Below are 25,210 nucleotides of genomic sequence, written 5' to 3' on the forward strand. Positions count from 1 at the left end.
TCACGGCATAGGGAGTGCGCCCCATGCCGTGAGCCTTTGCTCCGTGGGTCAGCGCAACGTGTCCGCGAGGTCGCCGATACGCCCCAGAAGTCCTCCCAGGTACCTGGGTGACTCGTCGGTGGAGAGCATCCGGCTCAGTGTCATGGCTTCATCCACGCCAACAGGAGCATCGACGTCGTCGTTGTAGACGATCTCCCAGGTGGCGACTCGGGCAATGGCGCGGTCGACGGCCGGCATACGCCCCAGGGTCCACCCCTGTGCGTAGGTCTGGATCGTCTCGTCGATGTCGGCCAGGTGATCGCACACCCCGTTGAGGATCTCCCGGGTGTAGAGGGGGGCCTCGGTGTGGTTGGCCGAGCTGACGGCGCGCAGCTGCGCGAAGGAGCGCAACTCCTCAGTGCCCTCAGAGCTCAGCATCCCGCGCTGATCGGCCTCGAAGAGGATCTCGATGGCACGCCGGCGCGCTTTGGTGCGGGCGGTGACCGGGTGGCGCGACGCGGGGCTCGAGTGGGTCGAGCCCTCCTCGGGATGCTCGGTCATCAGTCGGTGACGCGGGAGATGTAGGAGCCGGAGCGGGTGTCCACCTTGACCTTGTCACCGGTGTTGAGGAACAGGGGGACCTGGATCTCAGCGCCGGTCTCGACAGTGGCGGGCTTGGTGCCGGCGCTGGAGCGGTCGCCCTGGAGACCCGGCTCGGTGTGGGAGATCGTCAGGACCACGGAGGCCGGCAGCTCGACGAACAGGACCGAGTCCTCGTGGAAGGCTACGATGACCTCCTGGTTCTCCAGCATGAAGGTGGCGGCGTCGCCGACGATGGCCGAGGGGACGTAGGTCTGCTCGTAGGACTTGACGTCCATGAAGACGTAGTCGTCGCCGTCCTTGTAGAGGTACTGCATGTCGCGCCGGTCGACGGTCGCTGTCTCGACCTTGAGACCGGCGTTGAAGGTCTTGTCGACGGTCTTGCCGGACAGGACGTTCTTGATCTTGGTACGCACGAAGGCGGGGCCCTTACCGGGCTTGACGTGCTGGAACTCCACTACCTGCCACAGCTGGCCCTCGAGGTTGAGCACCATGCCGTTCTTCAGGTCGTTCGTCGTGGCCACGAGGGTTTCCTCACTGTTGCATTGCATCTGGGACGCGCTGATCCTACCGCGAGGTGCCGCGCTCACCCCGGGACAGGCGTGTCGCACCGATCACGAGTGGTGGGACAAACCGCTTCTGACGGCGCTCATGACCTTCTCACCGGCCTCATCGGGGGTCGTCGAGGTGGTGTCGATAACGACATCGGCCAGGTCCTGACACTGGGCCTGACGCTCGTGGAGCATCTGGACGAACTGGTGATGGATGGTTCCCAGGGCCACGGACCGGGGAGCGTCAAGACCGTTACGGGTGGCCAGGGCCCGAGTGGCACAGGTCAGGGCCACAATGCGGTGAGTCTGGCGGTTGGCGAGCCTGAGATGCTCAAGGACCTGGCGTATCTCCGCAACCATGAGACAGCCAGATCCCAGGGCGACGACGGCGCTCTCGGTCGCGGCACGCTCCAGGATCCTCACAGTGGTGTCGGCCTCGACGCGGCGGTACTCGGTCTCCGGCACGGCGACGAGCGCCAGGTCGGGGCGCGTTTCCAGCTCGTCGGCAACCAGCTGTCCCAGATCGAGCACGGGCAGGCCCTGAGCACGCCCGATGGCACGGGCCACACTCGAGCAGCCGGCACCCGGCGGGCCGATGAGGATGACGGAGCCTGGCGCAGTGGCACTCAACCGAGATCGCCTTCTGTCGGGTGGGGCCCACCGGTGACGGCCTCATGAGCCGCCAAGAGGACGCCTTCCGCGGGTGCCTGAACCCGCACGGGCCTGGCGATGTCGTCGAGCAGGACCAGGCGCAGTCGGCCACTGCGCACCTTCTTATCGCTCATCATGGCCTCCTTGAGCCCCTCCCAGCGTCCCTCCCCCTCGGGGAAGCGGGTCGGCAGGCCGACCGCCTCGAGGCTCTGCCAGTGCAGGGCAAGTGCGTCACTGCTCAGATTGCCGTTGCGGTGGGCGACCTCGGCGGCGAAGAGGCAGCCGACGGCCACCGCCTCGCCGTGACGCCAGGAGTATCCGGTGACCTTCTCGATCGCGTGGGCGTAGGTGTGCCCGTAGTTGAGGACCTCCCGCAGGCCGGCCTCGGTCAGGTCCTCCCCCACGACGGCGGCCTTGACCGCTACGGAACGGGCGACCAGATCGGCCAGCACCGGCGAGTCCCAGGTCAGGCAGTCGGTGGGATCGGCCAGGACCCGGTCGAGAATGACGGAATCGGCGATCAGACCGCACTTGACGACCTCGCCGAGTCCGGCCCGCAGCTCAGCGGCCGGCAGAGTGGAGAGCGTCTCCAGGTCGGCGATGACAGCGGCCGGCGGGTGGAAGGCACCCACCAGGTTCTTACCGGCGGGCGTGTCGATGCCCGTCTTGCCTCCGACGGCGGCGTCCACCATGGCCAGCAGCGTGGTGGGAACCTGCACCACGGGCACGCCGCGCAACCAGGTGGCGGCTGCGAACCCAGCCAGGTCCGTTGTCGCCCCGCCTCCGAGACCGACGACGAGCCCGTCGCGCCCCAGGCGGAAGGAGCCGAACCGCTCCCACAGGTACTCCAGGACGCGCGCCTTCTTGGCCTCCTCGCCATCGGGAACCTCGAGCCGCAGGACGCGCAGACCCTCGGAGGTCAGCGCTGCCTCGGCAGCGGTGGCGCGGTCGGCCAGCGCCTTGGAGTGGATGACGGCGACGCCTCCCGCACCCGCCCCCGGAGCGTCCTGCACGCGGCGGGGCAGCTCGGCCAGGAGCCCATGGCCGATGAGCACGTCATAAGGGCTCTCGCCGGCGACGCTGACCCGTCGTGCGCCGCTGCCGACCTCAGTGGTTGCAGCGGGCCGGACGCGGACACGCTGAGACGCGCCACCGGGCCCGTCCGGGGCGGTGGCGGAGTCAGCTTGCGCCTCGGCCATGGGTGCCAGGACACTGACCGCCTGAGCGGTCTGGACCCCCAGAGCCACGAGGATGAGAGCGGCGATCTGCTGGGGGCTGAGCCCGTCGGTGGGCACGGTGAGAGTGGCGACCTCGGAGTACAACGGTGAGCGCTGAGCGTGAAGGGCCTCCATCCGCGCAAGGACACCAGCGTGCTCACCGTGCTCCTCGCAGTGTTGCTGAGCGGCACGGGTCTGGTCGGAGTCGGCGTCCGGGGCCATGACAGGGCGCCCGGTCCCGTCACCCACATGCTTGGCGGCGGTGCTCGGGGAGGCGGACAGATAGATGACGGTGTGACCGCGCAGCAGGTCTCGATTCTCGGGACGCAGAACCGCTCCCCCGCCCAGAGCGATGACGCCCTGAGCGGCCGCCGGGGAGTCCAGGACCGCCCGCATGGCCCGGTGCTCGCGGTCGCGGAAGCACTCCTCCCCCTCGGAGGCGAAGATCTCGGGGATCGTCATGCGTGCACGCCGGCGGATCTCGGCGTCGGTGTCGGTGACCTGGACGCCAAGGGCCTGAGCCAGGAGCCTGGCCTGAGTGGTCTTGCCCGCACCGGGCAGCCCCACCAGTACCAGGGGCAGCTGGTCGTCGCGCAGAGCGATGGTCGGAACACGCTTCCAGGTCATGATCGTGTCTGCCTCTCCGTTGAGCTCGCTGTGGGTGGTACCAGTATCGCCCGCACAGAGCGACTTGCCACCAGATTCACCGCCCGGTCCGCCACTGTGTCCGTTCTGCGATGCGGTCCAGATAGGAGCGGAGGTTGCGCCGGGCCTCGTCGGCCGAGTCGCCCCCGGTCTTGTCCAGGAGAAGATCGGCCAGGACCAGGGCGGTCATGGCCTGAGCAATGACCGCTCCGGGGACGACGGCGCACACGTCGGAGCGCTGGTGCAACCCTGTGGCGGCCTCCCCCGTGGCCAGGTCGACGGTGCGCAGGGCCCTGGGCACCGTGGAGATCGGTTTGAAAGCGGCCCGTACCCGCACGTCGGAGCCGTTGGAGATGCCGCCCTCGATGCCGCCGGCTCGGTTAGTGGGCCGGGCGAGCGTTCCTGAGGTCACTGAGACGATCTCGTCGTGGGCAGCCGAGCCCCGCCGGGCCGCCTCGGCGAAGCCGTCGCCGATCTCCACGCCCTTGACCGCCTGGATCCCCATGAGTGCGGCCGCCAGGCGCGCGTCGAGGCGGCGGTCGGCGCTGACGTGGGTGCCCAGTCCCACCGGGACACCGGTGGCGATGACCTCGACGACACCTCCGAGCGTGTCGCCGTCCTTCCTGGTGGCATCGATCTCGGAGACCATGGCGGCGCTGGTGGCTGGATCCGTGCAGCGCACGGGGTCGGCGTCCAGGCGCTCGGTATCTTCAGCACTCGGTGGAGGCACGTCGCCGGGCAGGGCGACTGAGCCGATCCGCACGACGTGGCTGACCAGCCTGATCCCGGCTACCTGCAACAGAAGTGCCTCGGCCAAGGCCCCCAGCGCCACCCGGGCGGCGGTCTCACGGGCCGAGGCCCGCTCCAGAACCGGACGAGCCTCATCCAGGTCGTACTTGAGCATCCCCGGCAGGTCCGCGTGGCCGGGCCTGGGGCGGGTCAGCGGCCGGTTGCGGGCGATCTCGCGCTCGTCACCGGTCCCTGCGTCGATGAGCAGCTCATGGGGTTCCACAGGGTCGGCGCTCATGACCGTGGACCACTTGGGCCACTCGGAGTTGCCGATCTGCAGTGCGACGGGGCTGCCGATGGTGCTCCCGTGGCGGATGCCGCCCAGGACCCGCAGCTCATCGCGCTCGAAGGCCTGGCGAGCACCGCGCCCATGCCCCAGACGGCGCCGGGCCAGTGCTGCCCGGATGTCCTCACTGGTGATGCGCACGCCTGCGGGCATGCCCTCCAGCACCGCGGTCAGAGCCTCGCCGTGGGACTCCCCGGCCGTCATCCATCGAAGCATGAGGCAGATACTCTCACACGCCGACGCCGCCTCCGGCGTCCCGCGTCGAGATTCCCTGCGCGCGGATCAGTCGTCGGCGCTGGCCGAGGTCGAGGTCAGCGCCGAGCGCAGTGCCGCACGCATGTCCTCGATGTCCGGCTGCTGCCCGGTCATGAGCTGTACCTGGGGCACTGCCTGGTGCAGGAGCATGAGCCAGCCCGGGGCGACGGCTCCCCCGGCGCGCCCCCAGGCCTGGGCGAGGGCAGTGGGCCAGGGGGCGTAGACGACGTCGAGCATGACCGCCGCCGAACGGGTCCGGCCCGAGCGGCCCGTGAACGCATCCGTCGGACCGGCCAGAGGGTCCGCTGCCCCGGCGGGCAGGGTCGAAATGACGACGTCGGCCGCGGCCAGGCGCCGGGCCGCCTCGGTGTTGGAGACCGAGTCGGCCGGCTTCCAGGTGAGGGTCTCGATATCCAGCCCCATGCGGTGGGCGGCGCTGAGTGCGCGGCCGGGCCCGGCGTGGCGGCGCGCCACGACAATGATCCGGCCGGCCCGGAGCTCTCCGAGCGCCGCGAGGGCGGAGCAGGCGGTGGCACCCGACCCGAGAACAACGGCCTGCTCGACCCGGAAGCAGTCATCCGGGGAGCCCGGTGCCCGTCTGCGGGCGGTCTCCCGCAGTGCACCGACGATGCCGGCGACGTCGGTGTTGAAGCCGGCCAGGAGTGCGCCTCCTGCACCACTGCGTTGCGCCACCACGGTGTTGACGGCACCGACGGCCTCGGCGAGGGGGTCGATGACGTCCAGGTGCGCCAGGAGCGCCTGCTTGTGGGGCATGGTGACGCTCAGGCCCGCCCAGGCAGGCCCGGCCTGAACCGGAGCGGCCAGCTCGGCGAGAAGCCCGGGCAGTTCTGGAGGCGCGGTCTCGCGCCGCTCGTAGGACCAGTGGTCGAGCCCCAGTCCGGCGTACGCGGCTCGATGCAGTACAGGAGACAACGAGTGGCTCACCGGACTGCCGATGACGGCGGCGCGGTGGCGGATCACTGCCGCCATCGGGTCAGCCACTCTTCTTCTCGCCGTTGCAGATCTCCTTGTTCTTGCTGCAGTAGTCGTTGAGCTTCTTGGTGTTGGCCTTCTGCTCCTCACTGGTGGAGGCGAACAGGGTCTCTCCAGTCTCGAGGTTGACCGTGACGAAGTAGAGCCAGCTCCCGGCCGGTGGGTTGAGCACCGCCTTGACGGCCGCCTCACCGGGGCTACCGATCGGCCCCGGCGGGAGACCCTTGTGAACGTAGGTGTTGTACGGGTTGTTGGCGTCCTGAGTCTCCGCCTCGGAGGGGATGCCCCCGTAGCGCCCCAGGCCGTACTGCACTGTCGAGTCCATCTGAAGCAGTCCATGGGTCTCCCCATCAGTCTGCTCCAGACGGTTCTCAATGACCCGTGCCGCCTGCCCGTAGTACTGCTCCCTGTTGACCTCTCGCTCAACGATGGAGGCCTTGGTCAAGACCTTCTGGTAGTCCTCCTTGGACACCTTGAGCTCCTTGAGGCGGGTGACGGTCTGGGAGACCATCTTCTTGATCAGGTCCTTCGGCGTGGCGTTCTCGGAAACGTCATAGGTGCCCGGGGCCAGCCAGCCCTCGACGTTGCCGCCGGCCTCGGCGGGCAGACCGATGCCAGCAGTGTCGGCGTAGGCGGCCTCGATCTGCTCATCGGTAAAGTTGCCGACCTTCTTGAGCCGGTCCTTGACGATCTGCTTGGAGACACCAGCGGGGATGGTCAGCGTGTGGTCGCCCTTGCTCTCGGGATCGAGCAGCGCCTGGAGCGCGGCGTTGGCCGACATCTTGTTCTTGAGCTTGTAGGTGCCCGGCTGGATAGTATTACCCTTCGGATTGTTCTTCACCGCATTGGTGAAGGCCTTGCCGGAGGCGACGACGCCCTTGCTCTGGAGGATGTCACCGATGTCCACTCCGGAGGCTCCCTCCGGGATCGTCACTGTGACCTCGCCCTCGCCCTCGCCCTTGTAGTCCTCGGCGTGGGTTGCCTGGGCGGAGGCGTCACGCATGATCCCGATGGCCTTGTAGCCCAGCACACCGATGGCCACGAGGGTGACAACGATGACAAGGCTCGTCAGCCAGTGCCGACGCCGCTTGCGCTGACGGCGCTCGACCTTCTCCATGCGCCGCTGCCTGCGGCTCTTGGGCTTGTCCTTGGCGTCGCCAGCGTCCTCATCGCGCTGGATGCCGAGCTCGGCGAAGAAATCGTCGTGGCTCACGCTCTGCCTCTCTTGGTCGGGTGGACTCGCTCACCGGCCGGGACCCCGGACATCCGCTCAGTTGTGATGGCCTGTTCAAGGATGACGACCGCCGCCGCTTGGTCGACGATACCGCGAAAGCTCCTCTCCTTCATGCCGGCCGCGTGCAGATCCCGGTGAGCAGTGACGGTGGTGAGCCGCTCGTCGACCAACCGGACGCACACCTGCCGCGGTAGGCGGCTCGCCAGGTCTCGCGCCCATGCGCGGGCGTCCCTGGTTGAGCTCGAGCTGCCGCCACCCATGTGCTTGGGCAGACCAACGATCACCTCGAAGGCACCGTACTCCTCGACGAGGTCAACAGCCTCGTCGAGGTCTGCACCATAACGGTCCCGCCTGAGAGTTGCCACAGGAAACGACAGGATCGCGTCCTGATCGCAACGAGCGACACCGATACGCGCCTTTCCGACGTCGAAGGCGATACGGACACCGGGACGGAAGTCTCCCGAGACCGGTTGAGCCGATGAGTCTGTCACGTGATCTGCTACGTAGTACGGGGCGAGCCGGCTCGCCGGGTCAGGCCTTGATCTGCTCGGCGACGGCGCGCAGCGCCTCGTCCAGAGCCTCCGGGTTCTGGCCACCACCCTGGGCAAGGTCGTCCTTGCCGCCACCGCCGCCGCCCAGCACCTGAGCGGCGGTACGCACCAAGGCACCGGCGCGGATGCCCTTGTCACGGGCACCGGCACTGGTGGCCACCACGACCACCGGGCGCGAGCCCACGACCGCACCGACGGCGACGACGGCGGGATCGGAGTCACCGAGCCGGCTGCGGGCGTCCAGAACCAGAGAGCGGACGGCGTCGGCCGAGCCAACGGAACCGAGGTTGGCCGAGGCCAGCCGTACCTCATCCACGCGCACGGCGTCGGAGACGATGCCGGCCGTGCGCGCGGACAACGCCGCCTGCTCAGCTGCGGCAAGGCGCTTCTCGGCGTCCTTCAGACGTGTCATGAGGCTTTCGACACGCTCGGGCAGGTCCTCGGGACGGCCCCCGACCATAGTGGAGAGCTGGGAGACCAGGGCGTGCTCCTTGGCCTGGTAGCCGTAGGCTCCCTCACCGACGAGGGCGTCGATGCGGCGCACCCCTGAACCGATCGAGGACTCGCCCAGCACCGCAATACGGCCGATGTGCCCGGTGCTGGGCACGTGGGTCCCGGCGCACAGCTCCTTGGACCAGTCCCCGCCGATGGAGACGACACGCACCTCCTTGCCGTACTTCTCCCCGAACAGGGCCATGGCGCCTGCGGCGCGGGCGGCGTCGATGTCCATGACCTCATCGGTGACGGCCAGGTCCTCCGACAGCCTGGCGTTGACCCGCTCCTCAATGCCGGAGATCTGGTCCCCGGCCAGGGCGGAGCCGTGACGGAAGTCGAAGCGCATGCGGGAGGGGGAGTTCTCGCTGCCGGCCTGGGTGGCGTTGTCGGAGACGATCTCGTGGAGCGCCTTGTGCACCATGTGGGTGGAGGTGTGGGCGCGCGCGATCGCCAGACGGCGAGCCGAGTCGATCTGGGCGAAGGCCTTCTCCCCCACGGCGATCGTGCCCTCGGTCAGAGTGCCGCGGTGGACGTGCAGCCCCTTGACGGGAGCCTGGACGTCATCGACCTCGACGGTGCCGCCGTCGGCCAGACGGATCGTGCCCTGGTCGGCGAGCTGGCCGCCCATCTCCGCATAGAATGGGGTGCGGTCCAGGATGACCTCGACCTCGGCCGGGGCGGTGACGACGCTCTGCGGGACGCCGCCAACCAGCACACCGGCAACGGTGGCCTCGGCGGAGGACTCGGTGTAGCCCAGGAAGGTTGAGCCGCCACCCATCTCCTTCTCCAGCTCGCGGAAGACGCGGATGTCGGCGTGCCCGGTCTTCTTGGCGCGGGCGTCGGCGCGGGCGCGCTCCTTCTGCTCGTTCATGAGGCTGCGGAAGGCGCTCTCATCGACATCGACCCCCTGCTCGGCCGCCATCTCCAGGGTGAGGTCGATGGGGAAGCCGTAGGTGTCGTGCAGCTCGAAGGCGCTCTTGCCGGACACCAACGGGCGCCCGGTGCGGCCGGCCTCCTTCTTGGCCGAGGCCACCGCGATGTCCAGGATCGTGGTGCCGGCGGCCAGGGTGCGGCGGAAGGCGTCCTCCTCGCCGTAGGCCACCTCGCAGATGGCGCTCCAGCCGGTCTCCAGCTCGGGGTAGGAGGCCTTCATGGCGTCCTTCGAGGCGGTCAGCAGCGTGGGCATGGCGGCCTCGTCAACGCCGAGCAGACGCATGGAGCGCACGGCCCGGCGGATGAGTCGGCGCAGGACGTAGCCGCGTCCGTCGTTGCCGGGGCGCACGCCGTCGGAGATGAGCATGAGCGCCGAGCGCACGTGGTCGGCGACGACCCGCATGCGCACGTCGTCATGGTGGGCCTCGCCGGCCTCGGGGCCGGCGGCGCCGCGACCGTAGACCTTTCCGGAGAGCTCCTCGGCGGCCTTGATGACGGGGAAGACCTCGTCGATCTCATACATGTTGGGCTTGTCCTGCATGATGAAGGCCAGACGCTCCAGACCGGCGCCGGTATCGATGGCCGTCTGGTCGAGCTTGCCCAGGAGCTCGAAGTCGTGCCCCTTGCCCTCTCCGCGCAGGAACTCATCGAAGACGAGGTTCCAGATCTCCAGGAAGCGGTCGCCCTGGGTGTCGACGGCGGGGCCGCCGTCGGGCCCGTAGTCGGGGCCACGGTCGTAGTGGATCTCGCAGCAGGAACCGGCCGGTCCGGGCTGCCCGGTCGACCAGGAGATGTCCTTGAAGGGGAGCAGCTGGATCCGCTCGGCGGGAACCCCGATCTCGCGGGTCCAGTAGTCGAGGGAGACCTGGTCCTCCTCCCAGATCGTCATCCACAGCCGGTCCCCGTCCAGACCGTAGCCGCCCTCCTCCCGGCTGCCCGTCAGCAGTCCCCAGGCGTAGGAGATGGCCCCCTCCTTGAAGTAGTCGCCGAAGGAGAAGTTGCCGTTCATCTGGAAGAAGGTGCCGTGGCGCGTCGTGATACCGACGTTGTCGATGTCATTGGTGCGGATGCACTTCTGCACTGAGGCGGCCCGGGGCCAGGGAGCCTCCTCGGTACCCAGGATGTAGGGGATGAAGGGCACCATGCCCGCCACGGTGAACAGGATGGAGGGCTCGGGAGACACCAGGGAGACCGAGGGCCGGATCTCGTGCTCGTTCGCGGCGAAGTAGTCCAGCCAGCGGCTGCGGATCTCGGATGTGCGCATGGGGTCCTCATCCTGTTCGAGGTGTGGCCGGGCACTGCGGCTCTCGGGCCTGGTGCTGGGCGGGTGGATGGTGTGGTGTGGCCGACCGGCCGGACCGGTACACGGTGGAGACGGTGGAACCAGTCGCCTGCGGACTCGGAGCCGGTCGGGTTGCTCCATGGTGAGCGTACTCCCACGCCGGGGCGCCCCGAACCTCTCATGGGTCCGGGGCGCCCCGGCGTCAGGTGAGCGTGAGGGTCAGCGCGAGTAGTACTCGACGACCATCTGGACGTCACAGGTCACAGGGACCTCGTCGCGCTTGGGGCGGCGCACCAGCGTGGCCGAGAGCTTCTCGAGGTCCACATTGAGGTACTCCGGGACGGGGGGCAGCACGTCGCGGTGCGCACCGGCGGCGGCGACCTGGAAGGGCACCATCACCTGGGAGCGGGGACGGACCTGGATGGTCTGGCCGGGCTTGACGCGGTAGGAGGGGCGGTCCACGACCTTGCCGTCGACGAGGATGTGGCGGTGGACCACGTCCTGGCGGGCCTGGGCGATGGTGCGGGCGATCCCGGAGCGCAGAACGAGGGCGTCCAGGCGCATCTCGAGCAGCTCGACGAGGGACTCACCGGTCAGGCCCTGACCGCGACGGGCCTCCTCGAAGACGCGCTGAAGCTGGGCCTCGCGGATGCCGTACTGGGCGCGCAGGCGCTGCTTCTCCTTGAGACGGACGGCGTAGTCGGACTCGGTGCGGCGGCGGGCACGGCCGTGCTCACCGGGGCCGTAGGGGCGACGCTCGAAGTAGCGCACGGCCTTGGGGGTCAGCGGGATGCCCAGGGCGCGAGAGAGGCGCACCTGGCGGCGGGAGCGTGAAGAGCTCATGAGTGTCATTCCTGTCGGATCGTTGGTCGCACGCCGTGGCGGAAGCCGACGGCGCGGGGTCAAGCCTCGGTCCGGGCCGGGACCCCAGGAGGTCCGCATCGTCGTCGGCCGGTGGCGCCAGCAGGAGCCGCAAGCCGTCCCCGATGTGGACAACTCGAGAACTCTAGCGTGCTCACCGGCGAAAACCTATGTTGGAACCGCTCGGTGTGAGACGGTCCTCAGCATCTGCCCGGATGAGTCGCTCAAAGGTGTGCGCGCTATCGCTCATCGAGGATGCGCCGGACCGCCTCGAGGCGGGAGGCCAGCTGCTTCTCGAAGCCGTTGCCGGTGGGCCGGTAGTACCGACTGTCCTCGAGCCCGTCGGGCAGGTACTGCTGACCGACGACGGCATGGGGGAAGTCGTGGGGGTAGCGGTAGCCCTTGCCGTGCCCGAGCCCCTCGGCCCCGGCGTAGTGGGCGTCTCGCAGGTGGGCGGGCACGACCGAGGCCTTGCCGGACCTCACATCGGCCAGCGACTCGTTGAGCGCCACGGTGACCGCGTTGGACTTGGGGGCGGTGGCCACGGCGAGCGCGGCTTCGGCCAGGATGAGCCCGGACTCCGGCATCCCGATCATGGCGACCGCCTGCTGCGCGGCCACGGCAGTGGACAGCACCGTGGGGTCGGCGAGCCCCACGTCCTCGGCGGCGTGGATGACGATGCGGCGGGCGATGTAACGGGGGTCCTCCCCCGCGGCGATCATGCGCGCCAGGTAGTGCATCGTGGCGTCGGGGTCCGAGCCGCGCATCGACTTGATGAAGGCGCTGACGACGTCGTAGTGCTGGTCCCCGGCCCGGTCGTAACGCACCGCCGCCACGTCGGCTGCCCGCTCGACGTCAGCCACCTCGATGAGGGGCGACGTGCCGGAACCGGAGGCCTGCGCCAGGACCGTGCCGGCGGCGGCCTCCAGCACCGTGAGCGCCTTGCGGGCGTCGGAGCCGGCCATGCGCACGATCTGCCCGCGCGCCTCGTCACTGATGCCCACTGTGCCGGCCAGGCCCCGTTCGTCATCCAGGGCACGATCGACCAGGCGCCCGATGTCATCGGCCTGCAGAGGATGGAGCGTCAGGAGCAGGGAGCGGGACAGGAGCGGTGAGACGACGCTGAAGGACGGGTTCTCCGTGGTGGCTGCGATGAGCGTCACCCAACGGTTCTCCACGCTGGGCAGCAGGGCGTCCTGCTGTGAGCGGGAGAAGCGGTGCACCTCGTCGATGAACAGCACCGTCTCCTCCCCCGCCGCCAGACGGCGCCTGGCATCGGTGACGACGGCGCGCACGTCCTTGACGCCCGCCGTGACCGCCGACAGCTCCACGAATCTGCGTCCGCTTCCTCGTGCCACCAGGTAGGCCAGCGTCGTCTTGCCGGTTCCGGGCGGGCCCCACAGGATGACCGAGGACAAGGACGAGCCGGCGGACCGTACGGCACCACTGCCCTGCTCGCCCGCATGGGAGCTCTTGTCCGCCTCGGCCGGTTCCACGAGTCGTCGTAAGGGCGATCCGGGGGTGAGCAGGTGTGCCTGTCCCTCGAGTTCGTCGAGTGTGCGCGGACGCATTCGTACCGCCAGCGGTGCGTGGGAGTCCACGGGGATCCCGGCGTCATCCGTGCCGGCCGACTCGAACAGGTCCATGGACCCGACCCTATCTCCCCGGCCGCCGACCCCGCGGGAGCGCCCGGGCCATTGCGGCAGTGCCGAATCGGACTAGTTTTCGACTATGAACCCGAAAGCCCCTCCCCCTGCCGCCGGGCCGGTGCAGCCGTGGGCCGCGGCCGCGTGCTGGACGGCGTTCCTGTGCCCGTTACCCTCGGTCGCCTGGCGAGTGGCGATGCTGGCCGGCGCGGACGTGGGCTTCGGGCGGGCAGGCCTCTATCGCGCCAGCGCGGGCGGGTTCACCTACGTCGTGGTGCTGGAACTGATCCAGGTCGGCGCCGCCCTGGCCTGCCTGGCACTGTGCCGGCCGTGGGGCGAGAGGCTCCCGCGATGGGTGCCAGGCATAGGAGGGCGAGCGGTTCCCCACCGACTGCCCGTCATCGTGGGCGGTGCGGGCAATCTCCTGCTCTACCTCATCATCTACGAGGTCACCGCCTCATTCACGCTGGCCCTCCTGCGCGACCCGCCGTCCTGGACGCCCGTCGAGGGCATGGGCCCCGCCCAGCTCGTCGTCTTCTGCCTGTGCTACGGGCCCATGCTGGTCTGGCCCGTGGCCCTGACGATCGGACTGGTCGGTCACTGGCGCAGGCACCGGCAGGGCCGGTCAGTCACAGGAGGCTGATGTCTCCGGCGCCCTCGCGCAGCACCTCGGGGACGTCGTCGGTCAGGTCGACGACGGTGGTCGACTCCCCCTGTCCCACGGGCCCCTCGATGACGACGTCGATGAGGTGCCCCAGGGAGTCCTGGATCTCCCACCCGTTGGTCTCGGGCTCCTCCTGGCCGGGACGGATGAAGGTGGAGGACAGGATGGGGGCGCCGAACTCGGCGACGAGCGACTGGGTGATGGCGTGGTCGGGGATGCGCACTCCCAGCGTGTGCTTCTTGGGGTTGAGCGTCATCCGGGGTACGTCCTTGGTCCCCTTGAGGATGAAGGTCCACGGCCCCGGGGTGAGCCGCTTGATGAGCCTAAAGGCGTTGTTGCCCACGATGGCCAGCGGCCCGACCTGGCCGAAGTCGGCGCACACGAAGGTGAAGTTGTGCTTGCCGTCGAGCTGGCGGATGGTGCGGATGCGGTCCAGTCCCTCCTTGTTGCCCGGCGCGCAGGCCAGGGCGTACCCGGAGTCGGTGGGGTAGGCGACCAGGCCGCCGTCGCGCAAGGTGTCGACGACCTTCTCAACGAGACGGGCCTGAGGATTGACGGGGTGGAGCTCGATGTAGCGTGCCATGCCCCCACCCTACCGCGAGTGACAGGTCTCACACAGCATTCCGAAGGCAGGAGAACGTCAGCCGCGAGGGATCTGGTGAGGGACGTCGGAGAAGACACCGGTCACGCCCCAGTTGAAGAGCTCGTTGGCTCGGCTCGGCGAGTTGACGGTCCAGACGTTGACGCCGTAGCCCTCGGCCCGAAACTCCTGAACCTGCTGCCGGGTCAGTCCGGAGTCCTCGGGGTGGATGTAGTCGGCACCCACGATCTCCAGCGTGCTCCTCCAGTCGCCCGACAGCGCACGACTCTCGTACAGGCAGCCCACGGGGACCTCCGGGGCGCGCTGCTTGAACAGGTGGAGCAGGAGATGACTGAAGGAGGAGACGATGACCTTGACGTCGGGACGCAGGCGCTCGAGCTGTGCGATGACGCCGTCAATGAGCCGCAAGGTCGCCTCCTTGCCGGTCTCGTTGGGCTTGATCTCGATATTGGCGTTCAGGCCGGCGTCGTTCATGAGGTCGATGAGATTCCCCAGAGTGGGGAGCGACTCACCCTCGAACCGAGGCGAGAACCAGCCTCCGGCGTCGATACCGCCCAGATCGGCCACCGTCAGGTCGTCGTACCGGCCGGCGCGATTCGTGGTCCGGTCCAGGGTGGAGTCATGGCAGATGATGACTGTGCCGTCGGCGATGACGTCGACGTCGGCCTCCACCCACTGAACCTGATGATGCACCGCGTAACGGAACGCGGCCATGGTGTTCTCCGGGGCGAGTGAGCTCAGGCCTCGGTGCCCGAAGATCATGCGCCCCTCGCCGCGCGCGCGCCCGTCACTGCTTGCGATCACCGATGACATGGCCGGAATGCTACCCGAGCCGCACGAGCGCACATCCCAGAAGGTCGCATTGACATCAAGCGATGTTGATATAAACTCTCTTGTATGCGAAAGGTCGCCACACCTCCGGAGTCCCCCCTCGGGGAGGACTCGGCCGTGGTGCAGCTGTTCAAGGCGCTGGCTCACCCCATGAGGGCGAGCATCGTCTACCGCCTCATCAGCTCGCCGGCTGACGTCACCGAGCTGGTGGCGTTCCTCGGAGTGTCCCAGCCTCTGGTCTCCCACCACCTGCGGGTCCTGCGCAACGCCCACCTGGTCGAGTCGGTCCGCGACGGGAAGCGCCAGAGCTACTCCCTCATCGACGACCATGTCGCATCCATCTTCATCGACACCCTCGAGCACACGAAGGAGCACGATCATGACTGCCACCACTGAGCACCGCCCCGCTGAGGCCCACCACCACACCCACGGCCCCGACTGCGGGCACCTCGCCGTCATCCACGGAGACCACGTCGACTACATTCACAACGGCCACGCCCACCACGAGGACAACGGCCACTACGACGAGTGCGACACCTGCTCGTGCGAGCACTGCTCGGACCCCTGTGCCGTGTGCGAGTGCGAGGACTGCTCCTGCCCCACCTGCAACCACAACACCTGCTCGTGCGAGCACTGCTCGGACTCCTGTTCCTCGTGCACCTGCGAGGACTGCTCCTGCCCCACCTGCACGCACGCCGCCTGATCGATTCAGCCAGTCACACCCCTGCACGCGCACGGCTCGCGGTGGGTGCACCACAGTGAGGGTCTCTTGCCGAATGAAGTGCTTCGGCAAGAGACCCTCACAGGTTCTGGCAGCGCTGCAGCCGGATGCACAGACGCAGGGCTGCATGCGGCAGGAGGATATGAGCGGACGGGACTTCATAGGTTTGCAGCGATGTGCACTCATGAGCCCATGAGCAGTCCCTTCCCTGTTCCCAACACCTTGGCCCGCGTCGCACCGCCAACGGCGCACCGGAACCTGCCGGAGATCATCAACCACCTGTCCGTACCCGTGGACACCTCTGACGCGCGCATACCCGAGGTATTGCGCCCAGTGCTCGACCGGGCACTGCACCCCGACCCCGCGCAGCGATACCGCAACGGCAACGAGCTCGCCGAGGCCATGACCAATGACCCTCAGGTCAAGGCCGCCTGCACCAGCGACTACGCGGAGCGCTACGGACTCGACCTGTCCACCAGCTACACGATCAACACGCTTGGCCCCGGTGATCAGGAGTGGGAAGCAGGTAATCGCGGCTTCGCCTGCGTCCTGGGCCGGCTGTTGTAGGTCGACAGAGCCCCGGGAGCGCCTGAGAGCCGTTGACGGGTGCGTGCCAGAGCATTCGTTCTGGCACGCACCCGTCAACCATCTCGGTGTGCTGTGAGCCCTACCGGCTCTCAGGCCTTGTTCGTACCGGCGGGCTTGTCAGCCTTGTCCGGATCGGCGTCAACCCCGGCCTCCTTGCGCTGCTCGGGCGTGATCGGGGCGGGCGCCTCAGTCAGCGGGTCGAAGCCGCCACCGGACTTGGGGAAGGCGATGACGTCACGGATGGAGTCGGCCCGGGTCAGCAGGGAGACGATGCGGTCCCACCCGAAGGCGATGCCGCCGTGCGGCGGAGCACCGAACTTGAAGGCGTCCAGCAGGAAGCCGAACTTCTCCTGGGCCTCCTGCTCACCGATCCCCATGACATTGAAGACACGCTCCTGAACGTCACTGCGGTGGATACGGATGGAGCCGCCACCGATCTCGTTACCGTTGCAGACGATGTCGTAGGCGTAGGCCAGGGCGCCTCCCGGGTCGGTGTCGAAGGTCTCCAGGCACTCGGGCTTGGGCGAGGTGAAAGCGTGGTGGACAGCGGTCCAGGCGGACTTGCCCAGGGCCACGTCACCGTCGGCCTTGGCCTCGACGGAGGGCTTGAACAGGGGGGCGTCCACGACCCAGACGAAGGACCACTCGTCGTCGTTGATGAGGCCGCAGCGCTTGCCGATCTCCAGGCGGGCGGCGCCCAGCAGGGCGCGGGAGGAGTCCACAGGCCCGGCGGCGAAGAAGATGCAGTCGCCGGGCTCGGCACCGGCGGCCTGGGCCAGGCCGGCCCGCTCGGCGTCGGTGATGTTCTTGGCGACGGGGCCACCGAGGGTCCCGTCGTCGGCGACGGTGACGTAGGCCAGGCCCTTGGCACCGCGCTGCTTGGCCCACTCCTGCCAGGCGTCGAAGGTGCGTCGGGACTGGGAGGCCCCGCCGGGCATGACGACGGCGCCCACGTAGGGGTTCTGGAAGACCCGGAAGGTGGTGTCCTTGAAGTAGTCGGTCAGGTCCACCAGCTCGCAGCCGAAACGCAGGTCGGGCTTGTCCGAGCCGTATTTCTCCATGGCGTCGCGGTAGGTCATGCGGGCAATGGGCGTGGGCAGGTCGTAGTCGATGAGGGCCCATACCTCGCGCAGCACGTCCTCGGCGACGGCGATGACGTCGTCCTGCTCGACGAAGCTCATCTCCACATCGAGCTGGGTGAACTCGGGCTGGCGGTCGGCGCGGAAGTCCTCATCGCGGTAGCAGCGGGCGATCTGGTAGTAGCGCTCCATGCCGGCGACCATAAGGAGCTGCTTGAACAGCTGCGGGCTCTGCGGCAGGGCGTACCAGGATCCCGGGGCCAGGCGGGCGGGGACCAGGAAGTCGCGGGCGCCCTCCGGGGTGGAGCGGGTCAGGGTGGGGGTCTCGATCTCCACGAAGTCGTGGGAGTCCAGGACCCTGCGTGCGGCCTGGCTGACCTTGGCGCGCAGGCGGATGGTGTGCTGCATGGCGCTGCGCCGCAGGTCGAGGTAGCGGTAGCGCAGCCGGGCCTCCTCGCCGACCTGTCCGGCGTCCTCGGCGTGGTCGGAGACCTGGAAGGGCAGTGGGGCGGAGGCGTTGAGGATCTCGACGTCGGAGACGACGACCTCGATCTCGCCGGTGGGCAGGTTCGGGTTGGCATTGCCCTCGGGCCTGGCGCTCACCTCCCCGGTCACGGCCAGGACGTACTCGGCGCGCAGGTCGTGGGCGATCTCCTCCCGGATGACGACCTGGGCGATCCCCGAGGCGTCCCGCAAGTCGATGAAGGCCACGCCTCCGTGGTCACGCCGTCGGTCCACCCATCCGGTGAGGGTCACGACCTGGCCGATGTCTGAGGCGCGCAGAGAGCCTGCGGTGCGAGTTCGCAGCACGGTGCTGAGTTCCTTCCGTGTGGGGCACTGAGCCGGTGCCCGTCGGGGCGCACCACGAGACGGGTGGGCGCCGGCGGTAGTTTACAAGGAGCTCGATGATCGGGCGTCAGGCCATGGCTCGGCGACGTTGGTAGGCGGCCATCCTGCGACGGTTGATCGCTACGAGCACCGAAAGCACGACCAGGATCATGCTGAGCACGAGGATGGAGGCACCGATGATTGGAAAGCCGGTCGACCCACCACCTGGACCTGCGGCTTGGATGCCGGCGGCTCCCGCACCGTTGGATCGCCCCATGGCCGCTACCTGCCGGGGTGGCGGTGTCGGAGCCGTCGGAACGGTGGGAGGGGCGGCCCCGCCAATGACCGTGACACCCGATACTGTGAAGTAGGGGCTCTTGTTGGTGTAGTCCGCCGCGTTGCCCTCCTGGCCGCTCTCCCCCCGGGCCCCGAAGACCCGGAATCGCAGCCAGTGGTTCCCCTGCTCGACGTACTCGGGAAGCTCGAAGGAGCCTGCGGCGGTGCCGTCCTTCTTAACGGTGATCGTGGTGACCACCTCGGGCTCCAGAGGGTGCGAGGCGGCCAGCGCGCCGTCGTCGATGAGGACCTGGACCGTCACGCCACTGGGAAATCCCGAGAGCGTGTACATGATCGTTCCTCCGACGGCCACCGTCGAGGGGCTGACCGTTGAGGCGGTTCCTGTGGTGGAGGGACCGGTCCTGGTGTCCGCTCTGGCAGCGGGGCTCGTGGAGACCAGTGCCGCCAGGGATGCGAGGAGGAAGGAGACGATGACGAGCATGTAAGGCGAGCCCTGGAGGCGCCGGAAGCCGATCCGGCGCCGAGCCGGTGAACGACGCCGATCACGCCGCATGCGCTCTGTCGTCCGGGACGTCCGGATCATCTGCTCCCACCTCCTTTCCACGGCCGCTTGTTCTGGCCCCTTGACGATGTCATTGACGCTCTCCTACCGCACCGTCTCAGCGCCTGCGCAACATCCGCAGCCGCTCGGCGGACCGTGGTGCGCGAATCGGCGTTCCTGAGAACGCGGCGACCAGCAGGCTCATGGCACCGACGATCAGCAGCCCTCCAGCGCCGCCCAGGAGCATGTCGTTGGTACTGAGTCCCGTGGTGGGCGCAGTCTCCTTGTCCGGGAAGGCCAGCAGCTGAGCCTGTGCCGGGTTGCGAGGATCGAAGGACGCGGAGGCGATCTCCAGCTTGGCCCATCCCAGAAGGCTGTTGTCACGATCGGCCACCGCCAGCTCGTAGGAGCCGGACTCGAATGTCGAGATATCGATGGAGACGCTGTTGGCATCATCGACCTGCACCCAGCCCTTGGTGGTGGCTCCGGGGAAGACGAACACCGACACCCACTCGCCCGCCTGCACCTTGGACTTGGGCAGAATGAGATTGACGATGTTGCCCTGACGGGACCCGGACAAGGAGCCGGCGTTGTCCGCGCTCAGGTGCGCCGCGCTGGCCACCGGGGGCACTGGGCTCCGGTCGGGACGGACAGTGCGCTGAGAGGACGCCTCGTGCTCGGATGAGTCCTGCGCCGAGGCCGCGGAGTCTTCCGGTGCATGTCCGCGTACGTCTCCTGCGCCGCCAACGTTCGGGGCGGGCGCGGCCCCTGCGTTCGCTGCCTGCTGGGGGGCGGCACCGTCCTGAGAGGTCGAGGAGCGTGAGTCCGCCCCAGTATCGGGTGCCTGCGGCGCGGAGGAGTCGCCCTGGCTGCCTGTGCCCGTGTCTGTGCCTGCACCTGCCCCTGTACCTGTGCCGCCCGGGTTGCTGCCTGGGGCGTTGACGGTTCCGGGGCGCCCGCCGTCATCCGGGTTCCGGTTCCGGGCGCTCTGATCGGGTTCGGTCGTGTGCGGTGCGGGAACCGAAGACGTTGTCTCGGACGGAAGAGCAGAGGGGGCGGACGACGCGGAGGACTCCGGCGACGGTTCGGCGGAGGGTGTGGAAGCAGGGCCGGCGGGTGAGCCAGTCGGCTCAGGTGCGGGTTCGCCGGTGGGCGCACCGGTGGCCGAGGGCTCTGCAGTCGGAGTAGGAGTCGGTACGGGGGACGGCTCCGGCGTGGGTTGCGGAGCAACAGCCTTGTTGAAGGTGAAGATGTTGGTGCCGGCCGTCAGCCCGGTGTCGATCGGCGAGAGCTGAAGGTAGTAGCGTCCTTTGTCGACGTTCCCTGCGGCGTAGAGCGCCGACAGATTGACCTGGGCGTCGAAGGTCCCGTGATGGAAGGTGACGGGAACTGAGAGCGTTCTTGGGACCACGTACCCGCCGTAGGCCGCTACCTTGATCTCGACCGGCTTGTCACCATCGAGCATCGTCCCCTGTGAGCACCAGCCTGTCCCCCTGATCCTGACGGCGTTCTGGGGGGTGTACGCGGGTTCGTCCCCCTGGGGGTCGGAGCCATCGGAGCCGAGCACCTGGACGGCGGGCTTGGCCTGGCACGTCTCGACAACGGCGCTCGGAGATGCGCTCGGCTGAGCGGACGCAGTCGGCTCAGGCAGAGGCGCCCCTGTAGGCGAGGGCGATGAGCTGGGTGAGGCAGTCATGGAAGGACTGGCAGACGCGCTGGGTGCTGCGGAGGGAGTCGGTGCGGGGGGTGCCGGTGAGCTGGGGGCCGCTGAGGAAGTCGGTGTGGGAGTCGGTGTAGGAGTCGGTGTAGGAGACACCGAGGGGTCCGGCGCTGGTTCAGGAGTCGGCTCCGGCGTGGGCTCAGCGCTCGGCTCCGCGGTGGGTGCGGCGGACGGCTCAGAAGTCGGTTCAGCAGTCGGCTCCGATGTTGGCTCGGGGACCGGGGGGTTGATGACATTTGGGTCCTGCTTGACGAAGGAGAACAGGCCTGTTGTCGCACTCACTGTTCCGCTGGTGTAGGTGAGGCTGAAGACCCTCGTGCCGACCTCCCAGCCACTGTCCCTGGTGACCTGACGCACGCCCTTGACGAGATAGTCGGTCGGGATGAACACGTCCTGCTCGCCGTTGGCGGGAGCCGGACGCTCGAGCTCGGCCTTGATGCCGGGGATCAGGTACGGAGTGACGGTCTTCCCCTCGACGACGTTGAGCGTGATGGTGGGGTCCTCCAGGACTTCTCCTGCGCTACTGCACCAGTCCGACAGGATCGACTCAACTCCCACGCCGGGTCCGGTCTCGTAGACCGGCATCACGTACTCGGGCGCTGACTGGCCATCGGGGTAGACCATTCTGGCTGCGGGGTGGCAGGCCGAGCTGTTCTCGGAATCCTCAGCGGTCTTGCCTTCGTCCAGGAGGGGCATGGCGACCACACCGGCGGTGGCCAGAACAATGCCGAAGGCTGTCAGAACAGCAAGAATCGCGCGCAGACCGACCCTGGTTGCAGGGAGGGCGGCACGCAGCCGCTGAGCGTATTGCATGACGTGGTCTCGTTCATGGGCGGGGGCAGATGGACTTACTCGTACAGCAAATGGCTGACACCGGTATGCACGAGGAAAGGACGCACCGCGAAGCAGGCGCGACCGCCTTTCGCGAATGATGATAGACGGACGCCTCCCTTCCAAGAATCCGCTATCACCCGGAAAACATCGTCCGCGTTGTCGCTTCCGGGTTAAGTATACATACAGGTAAACCTACGATCGGTCGGGATGAGATCATTCTGGACCGGAATTCTTGGGGAAACTCGAGCGTTGGTAACGATAAATCAGGATGCGTGATCCTGTTGTGGCCAAGATTTCTTTTGAGTTACGGTTTCTGTGCAGCAGATCAGGTCCTTGCCACGCCTCTCTCTTCGACGACAATCACAAGCGAGAGCGTGCTCAGGTGGTCCGGTCGCTCAGATCCAGATCCTGTTCGTGAGCATCGAGTCCCCACGACAGACCGTGACGCCACCAGGCGTAGTCATGGCCGCCGCGCTCCTCCCAGTACTCGATGAGCGTCCCCTCCGCCTTGAGGAGCGCCGCCGCTGTTCGAGCAGCACGTTGCAGGCCGCTTTCATGGACTCCGCACTGAACCACCATCCGAGCCTTCAGACTGCCGCCGTTGTGGGCATCCAGGTCCTCCTGCTCCCACGATCCGGCTGAGGTCCTCCGCGTCTCAGCACGACGGCGCAGCCAGGTCAGTACATCCCCCTCACCCTCGCCGCGATGATCCGAGCCGAGCCAGAAGGAGCCGGACTGGACAACCGCGCGGGTGGCCAGCTCTGGACGGTGCAGAACGAAGTCGGCTGCCGCGACCCCTCCCAAGGACTGACCGGCCACCACGATCCGCTGCGGAGGCCATAGGTACTCACCACCGCCGTCAGATGGTGAGTCGGTCGCGCTGTCCCTGTCGCCGGTCGCTCGGCGTGCCGCCTGCAGGCAACGGCGGAGCAGCTCTCTGCTGCGCCTCGGATCCGACAGGTCGCGCGAGCGCATCGCCAGGCCGCCGGAGTCGATGAGCAGCAGATCCCAGCGGCTGGATCTGGGAGCCAGGTGATCGACGGCGTCGTTACCGCGCCAGATGTTGCCGTCGAGCAGGACCAGTAGGCCGCGCTCGCACCGCCCACCAGAGGATTCCGGGACACGGCACCCGCGCCACAGCGTGACTCGGCGCCTGGGATCGTGCGGCTCATCGAAGTCCCTGAGCGCCGCGTCCTCCAGGTCGAACCTGATGTCGTACCCGTCGCGCTCACCGCGGGGACAGATGGGTGCCCGATCTGTCGGAGCGTCCGAGCTGATCCTCCAGTCCGGGTGCAGCAGGGCCTTGGGCCCCTGCCACATCGAGGAGACGAGGCCGAAGCCGTCGTGCAGACTGTCGGAGTTGAAGGGGTCCGGCCGCCCCAGTGCGTGAACGCGCTTCCAGGACTCGCGCTGGGCGCCGGCGTCGTCAGGGAGCGGGTCACGGGTCACGACGGTCCGGTAGCCCAGAAGAGCATCCTGGGGCAGCAGTATGTGAAGCGCCCACCAGCCGGTTCCGGGGACCCGGGCGGCGATCGCCGGAGCGATGTGGGTGCGATGGTTGTCCGTCAGGGTGTTGAGATGGATGAGAACGCTGGGACTAGCGCCGTGCTGCTGGTCGTCGCGCCACAGGAAGGTCGCCTCCACCATCTCGACCCCGTCGACGACGTGCGAGTCTCCTAGGACGGGCGTACCAGAGGCTGCAACGGCAGCCAGGCCGGCATCGCTGGGAGCAGGCGGCCACCACACCGGGGTGGTGCGAAGCGGACCACCGTCCTGGGCCACAGGAGTTGGAACCAGCTGCCTCCACCGTGCCTGCGGCGCATGCGGTTCATCGCCACGCACGTCACTCACGCCGTCGACTCTACAGCGCGCCGGTATCGGTTCGGCAGTGATCCGGCGATGGGCCGCTCCCATGATGAGACGGATGGCAGGCTTGCATTGTTTCGGGGAGAGTGGCGTAGGGTAACGGTCATGGCGCACATCGTTCTTACGGCCACAACCGCTCCAGGCGCACAGGCGCTCGCGGTCATGTGTGGTGCGCAGATGCGTTGTTGTCGCCCCTGTTGATTCCTTCCCCTCTCCCAGGGCCGGACCGGCCCGGGAAGCGCGAAGCCCCCTCACAACAGCTCTGACGCCGGCCGAGAACCATGATCGGTCATGACCTCCCAGGCTCCCGTGTCGCCACATTCAACTCGTCACAGTACAGGGACGCCTTTCTGCAGGTCCTGATCTGAGGTCGCGTCGCGCCTGCCCAGCTCACTGTGCACGGGCTTCTCTTGCCCCTCCTCTACCGTTTTCACGGGGACGCTTCCATCGTGCACATTGAGGCTCGTTCCCACCACCACAGGAGAAACCATGTCCATGTCCTCCTCGTCCTCCCACCGGCCCCAGTCCTCCGACTCCTCGTCCTCCGTTCCACCGGACGGCGAGGTTGTGGATTCTCAGGAGGTCACGGCTGAGAACGCCGCCGCAATCCTGGCAGCCGATGACGGCATCGATGACCCTGACGCCAATGAGACGGACCAGACGCGTCGCGGTATGCCCTCACGGCGCACGCTGCTCACGATTGGGGGGATCGCAGCCGCTGCCGTGGTCGGTACCAGTGCGTTCCTGACGATTCGACGCACCAACCAGGGAGTGATCGGGGCCCACGAGGCACTCCCCCTGGTGATCGGTGGCGACATCTGCGCCGCACCGCTCTACGCCGCCTACCACCAGGGCTTCTTCGACGATGCGGGGCTGAAGGTCACGCTGGCACGCACCCAGCAGACCGAGGACACCAAGGACGGCGTAGGCGCCGGTAAGTACGTTGGCGCTCCGGGAATCTTCTTCTCCTGGCTGGAGCCGATCTACAACGGCCTCAACGCCAGACTCACCGCAGGGCTCCACGCCGGCTGCCTGCGCCTGGTGGTGGGCAAGGACTCCCCGTATCAGAAGCTGGCTGATCTGAAAGGCGCCACCATCGGCGTGCCGTCACTGTCGTCATCCGCCTTCGCCTACTTCGCGATCGGACTGTCCGAGGCCGGCATCAACGTCAACCCGGACGGAGGTGACATCACGTGGCGCACAATCGATGCGGACTCCTTGGGGACCGCACTGACTGACGGCCAGGTGGACGCCGTCATGGGTTCTGACCCCGGGCCGCTGCTTCCCGTCTTCAAGGGTAAAGCCCGAGAGCTGGCCAACAACGACGCTGAGGAGTTCTGCTGCTCGGTAGCACTCAACGGGGACTTCGTACGTCAGCAGCCCAAGGAGGCCAAGGCTCTGACAGAGGCATGGCTGAAGGGCTCGGCCTACGTGCCCGACCACATCGAGGAGATCGCCAAGATCGAGGTCGACAACGACTACGTCGCCGCGGACCAGGACGTCGTCGTCCGAGTGCTCAAGACATACGGGTTCAATGCCTCGGCCTCCAGGTTCCGAGCCGCGATCGAACCCGGCATCGAGAAGTTTAAGGGAACCGGCTTCATCTCATCCGACGTCTCCGCCCGGAAGCTGACCGACACCGTCGTCGCCGACCTCGGCATCAAGGACTGAC

General features: G+C 67.9%; 22 protein-coding genes. 5 read left to right on the forward strand and 17 right to left on the reverse strand.

Features of this window, described 5'->3' with window-relative positions:
• Nucleotides 1–48 precede the first annotated feature (48 nt).
• The 11 genes from nusB to FBF36_RS07120 form a co-directional block, all read right to left on the reverse strand.
• Nucleotides 49–540 (reverse strand): transcription antitermination factor NusB, encoded by a 492-nt coding sequence (gene nusB, locus FBF36_RS07070; RefSeq protein ID WP_009398033.1) that lies wholly within the window; start codon nucleotides 538–540, stop codon nucleotides 49–51.
• On the reverse strand, nucleotides 540–1,103 hold the full coding sequence (gene efp, locus FBF36_RS07075) for an elongation factor P (protein ID WP_034493334.1): 564 nt from the start codon (nucleotides 1,101–1,103) through the stop codon (nucleotides 540–542). Before efp ends, nusB begins: the two co-directional genes overlap by 1 nt.
• A gap of 90 nt (nucleotides 1,104–1,193) precedes the next feature.
• Nucleotides 1,194–1,760, reverse strand: coding sequence for a shikimate kinase (locus FBF36_RS07080; RefSeq protein ID WP_034493336.1), 567 nt, complete (start codon nucleotides 1,758–1,760; stop codon nucleotides 1,194–1,196).
• Entirely contained in the window at nucleotides 1,757–3,625 is a 1,869-nt protein-coding gene (gene aroB, locus FBF36_RS07085) for a 3-dehydroquinate synthase (protein ID WP_009398036.1), read from the reverse strand. Before aroB ends, FBF36_RS07080 begins: the two co-directional genes overlap by 4 nt.
• Nucleotides 3,626–3,701: 76 nt before the next feature.
• Complete coding sequence (gene aroC / locus FBF36_RS07090; RefSeq protein WP_034493338.1) at nucleotides 3,702–4,934, reverse strand: chorismate synthase; 1,233 nt, start codon at nucleotides 4,932–4,934, stop codon at nucleotides 3,702–3,704.
• Between the two features lie 66 nt (nucleotides 4,935–5,000).
• Nucleotides 5,001–5,963, reverse strand: coding sequence for a shikimate dehydrogenase (locus FBF36_RS07095; protein ID WP_138137826.1), 963 nt, complete (start codon nucleotides 5,961–5,963; stop codon nucleotides 5,001–5,003).
• A 4-nt stretch (nucleotides 5,964–5,967) separates the two neighbouring features.
• Entirely contained in the window at nucleotides 5,968–7,179 is a 1,212-nt protein-coding gene (gene mltG, locus FBF36_RS07100) for an endolytic transglycosylase MltG (RefSeq protein ID WP_009398039.1), read from the reverse strand.
• The gene (ruvX, locus tag FBF36_RS07105) at nucleotides 7,176–7,691 is read right to left on the reverse strand and encodes a Holliday junction resolvase RuvX (protein WP_034493340.1); all 516 of its coding nucleotides are present in this window, start codon (nucleotides 7,689–7,691) and stop codon (nucleotides 7,176–7,178) included. Before ruvX ends, mltG begins: the two co-directional genes overlap by 4 nt.
• A gap of 40 nt (nucleotides 7,692–7,731) precedes the next feature.
• Complete coding sequence (gene alaS / locus FBF36_RS07110) at nucleotides 7,732–10,443, reverse strand: alanine--tRNA ligase (protein ID WP_138137324.1); 2,712 nt, start codon at nucleotides 10,441–10,443, stop codon at nucleotides 7,732–7,734.
• A 237-nt stretch (nucleotides 10,444–10,680) separates the two neighbouring features.
• Entirely contained in the window at nucleotides 10,681–11,304 is a 624-nt protein-coding gene (rpsD, locus tag FBF36_RS07115) for a 30S ribosomal protein S4 (RefSeq protein WP_009747225.1), read from the reverse strand.
• A 257-nt stretch (nucleotides 11,305–11,561) separates the two neighbouring features.
• Nucleotides 11,562–12,968: a replication-associated recombination protein A gene (locus FBF36_RS07120; RefSeq protein ID WP_138137326.1), complete on the reverse strand. Its 1,407-nt coding sequence runs from the start codon at nucleotides 12,966–12,968 to the stop codon at nucleotides 11,562–11,564.
• A gap of 85 nt (nucleotides 12,969–13,053) precedes the next feature.
• On the opposite strand from FBF36_RS07120, the gene FBF36_RS07125 reads away from it, so the two are divergent.
• The gene (locus tag FBF36_RS07125) at nucleotides 13,054–13,611 is read left to right on the forward strand and encodes a hypothetical protein (RefSeq protein ID WP_225792312.1); all 558 of its coding nucleotides are present in this window, start codon (nucleotides 13,054–13,056) and stop codon (nucleotides 13,609–13,611) included.
• On the opposite strand, the gene FBF36_RS07130 is transcribed toward FBF36_RS07125, so the two are convergent.
• Complete coding sequence (locus FBF36_RS07130; protein WP_009398051.1) at nucleotides 13,598–14,215, reverse strand: L-threonylcarbamoyladenylate synthase; 618 nt, start codon at nucleotides 14,213–14,215, stop codon at nucleotides 13,598–13,600. The two genes, FBF36_RS07125 and FBF36_RS07130, sit on opposite strands and share 14 nt — an antisense overlap.
• 57 nt (nucleotides 14,216–14,272) lie before the next feature.
• Complete coding sequence (locus tag FBF36_RS07135) at nucleotides 14,273–15,046, reverse strand: glycerophosphoryl diester phosphodiesterase (RefSeq protein WP_009398056.1); 774 nt, start codon at nucleotides 15,044–15,046, stop codon at nucleotides 14,273–14,275.
• An 84-nt stretch (nucleotides 15,047–15,130) separates the two neighbouring features.
• On the opposite strand from FBF36_RS07135, the gene FBF36_RS07140 reads away from it, so the two are divergent.
• The 3 genes from FBF36_RS07140 (at nucleotide 15,131) to FBF36_RS07150 (ending at nucleotide 16,352) form a co-directional block, all read left to right on the forward strand.
• On the forward strand, nucleotides 15,131–15,460 hold the full coding sequence (locus tag FBF36_RS07140; RefSeq protein ID WP_009398058.1) for an ArsR/SmtB family transcription factor: 330 nt from the start codon (nucleotides 15,131–15,133) through the stop codon (nucleotides 15,458–15,460).
• Nucleotides 15,444–15,767 carry a hypothetical protein gene (locus FBF36_RS07145; RefSeq protein WP_009398060.1) on the forward strand — a complete coding sequence of 108 codons (324 nt, stop codon included), beginning with the start codon at nucleotides 15,444–15,446 and terminating at the stop codon, nucleotides 15,765–15,767. The genes FBF36_RS07140 and FBF36_RS07145 overlap by 17 nt, the downstream gene beginning before the upstream one ends.
• Nucleotides 15,768–15,977: 210 nt before the next feature.
• Nucleotides 15,978–16,352 carry a hypothetical protein gene (locus FBF36_RS07150; protein ID WP_009398066.1) on the forward strand — a complete coding sequence of 125 codons (375 nt, stop codon included), beginning with the start codon at nucleotides 15,978–15,980 and terminating at the stop codon, nucleotides 16,350–16,352.
• A gap of 110 nt (nucleotides 16,353–16,462) precedes the next feature.
• On the opposite strand, the gene aspS is transcribed toward FBF36_RS07150, so the two are convergent.
• The 4 genes from aspS to FBF36_RS07170 form a co-directional block, all read right to left on the reverse strand.
• Nucleotides 16,463–18,262, reverse strand: coding sequence for an aspartate--tRNA ligase (gene aspS, locus FBF36_RS07155; protein WP_034493345.1), 1,800 nt, complete (start codon nucleotides 18,260–18,262; stop codon nucleotides 16,463–16,465).
• Nucleotides 18,263–18,368: 106 nt separating this feature from the next.
• A complete protein-coding gene (locus FBF36_RS07160; RefSeq protein ID WP_034493347.1) occupies nucleotides 18,369–19,160 on the reverse strand; it encodes a hypothetical protein in 792 nt (263 codons plus the stop codon).
• Between the two features lie 76 nt (nucleotides 19,161–19,236).
• The gene (locus FBF36_RS07165) at nucleotides 19,237–21,651 is read right to left on the reverse strand and encodes a hypothetical protein (RefSeq protein WP_034493349.1); all 2,415 of its coding nucleotides are present in this window, start codon (nucleotides 21,649–21,651) and stop codon (nucleotides 19,237–19,239) included.
• Between the two features lie 399 nt (nucleotides 21,652–22,050).
• Nucleotides 22,051–23,319, reverse strand: coding sequence for an enterochelin esterase domain-containing protein (locus FBF36_RS07170; RefSeq protein WP_009398075.1), 1,269 nt, complete (start codon nucleotides 23,317–23,319; stop codon nucleotides 22,051–22,053).
• 714 nt (nucleotides 23,320–24,033) lie between these two features.
• On the opposite strand from FBF36_RS07170, the gene FBF36_RS07175 reads away from it, so the two are divergent.
• Nucleotides 24,034–25,209, forward strand: coding sequence for an ABC transporter substrate-binding protein (locus FBF36_RS07175; RefSeq protein ID WP_009398082.1), 1,176 nt, complete (start codon nucleotides 24,034–24,036; stop codon nucleotides 25,207–25,209).
• The last annotated feature ends 1 nt before the right edge of the window (nucleotide 25,210 follow it).

The sequence above is a fragment of the Actinomyces sp. oral taxon 171 str. F0337 genome, assembly GCF_005696555.1.
Classification (GTDB): domain Bacteria; phylum Actinomycetota; class Actinomycetes; order Actinomycetales; family Actinomycetaceae; genus Actinomyces; species Actinomyces oris_E.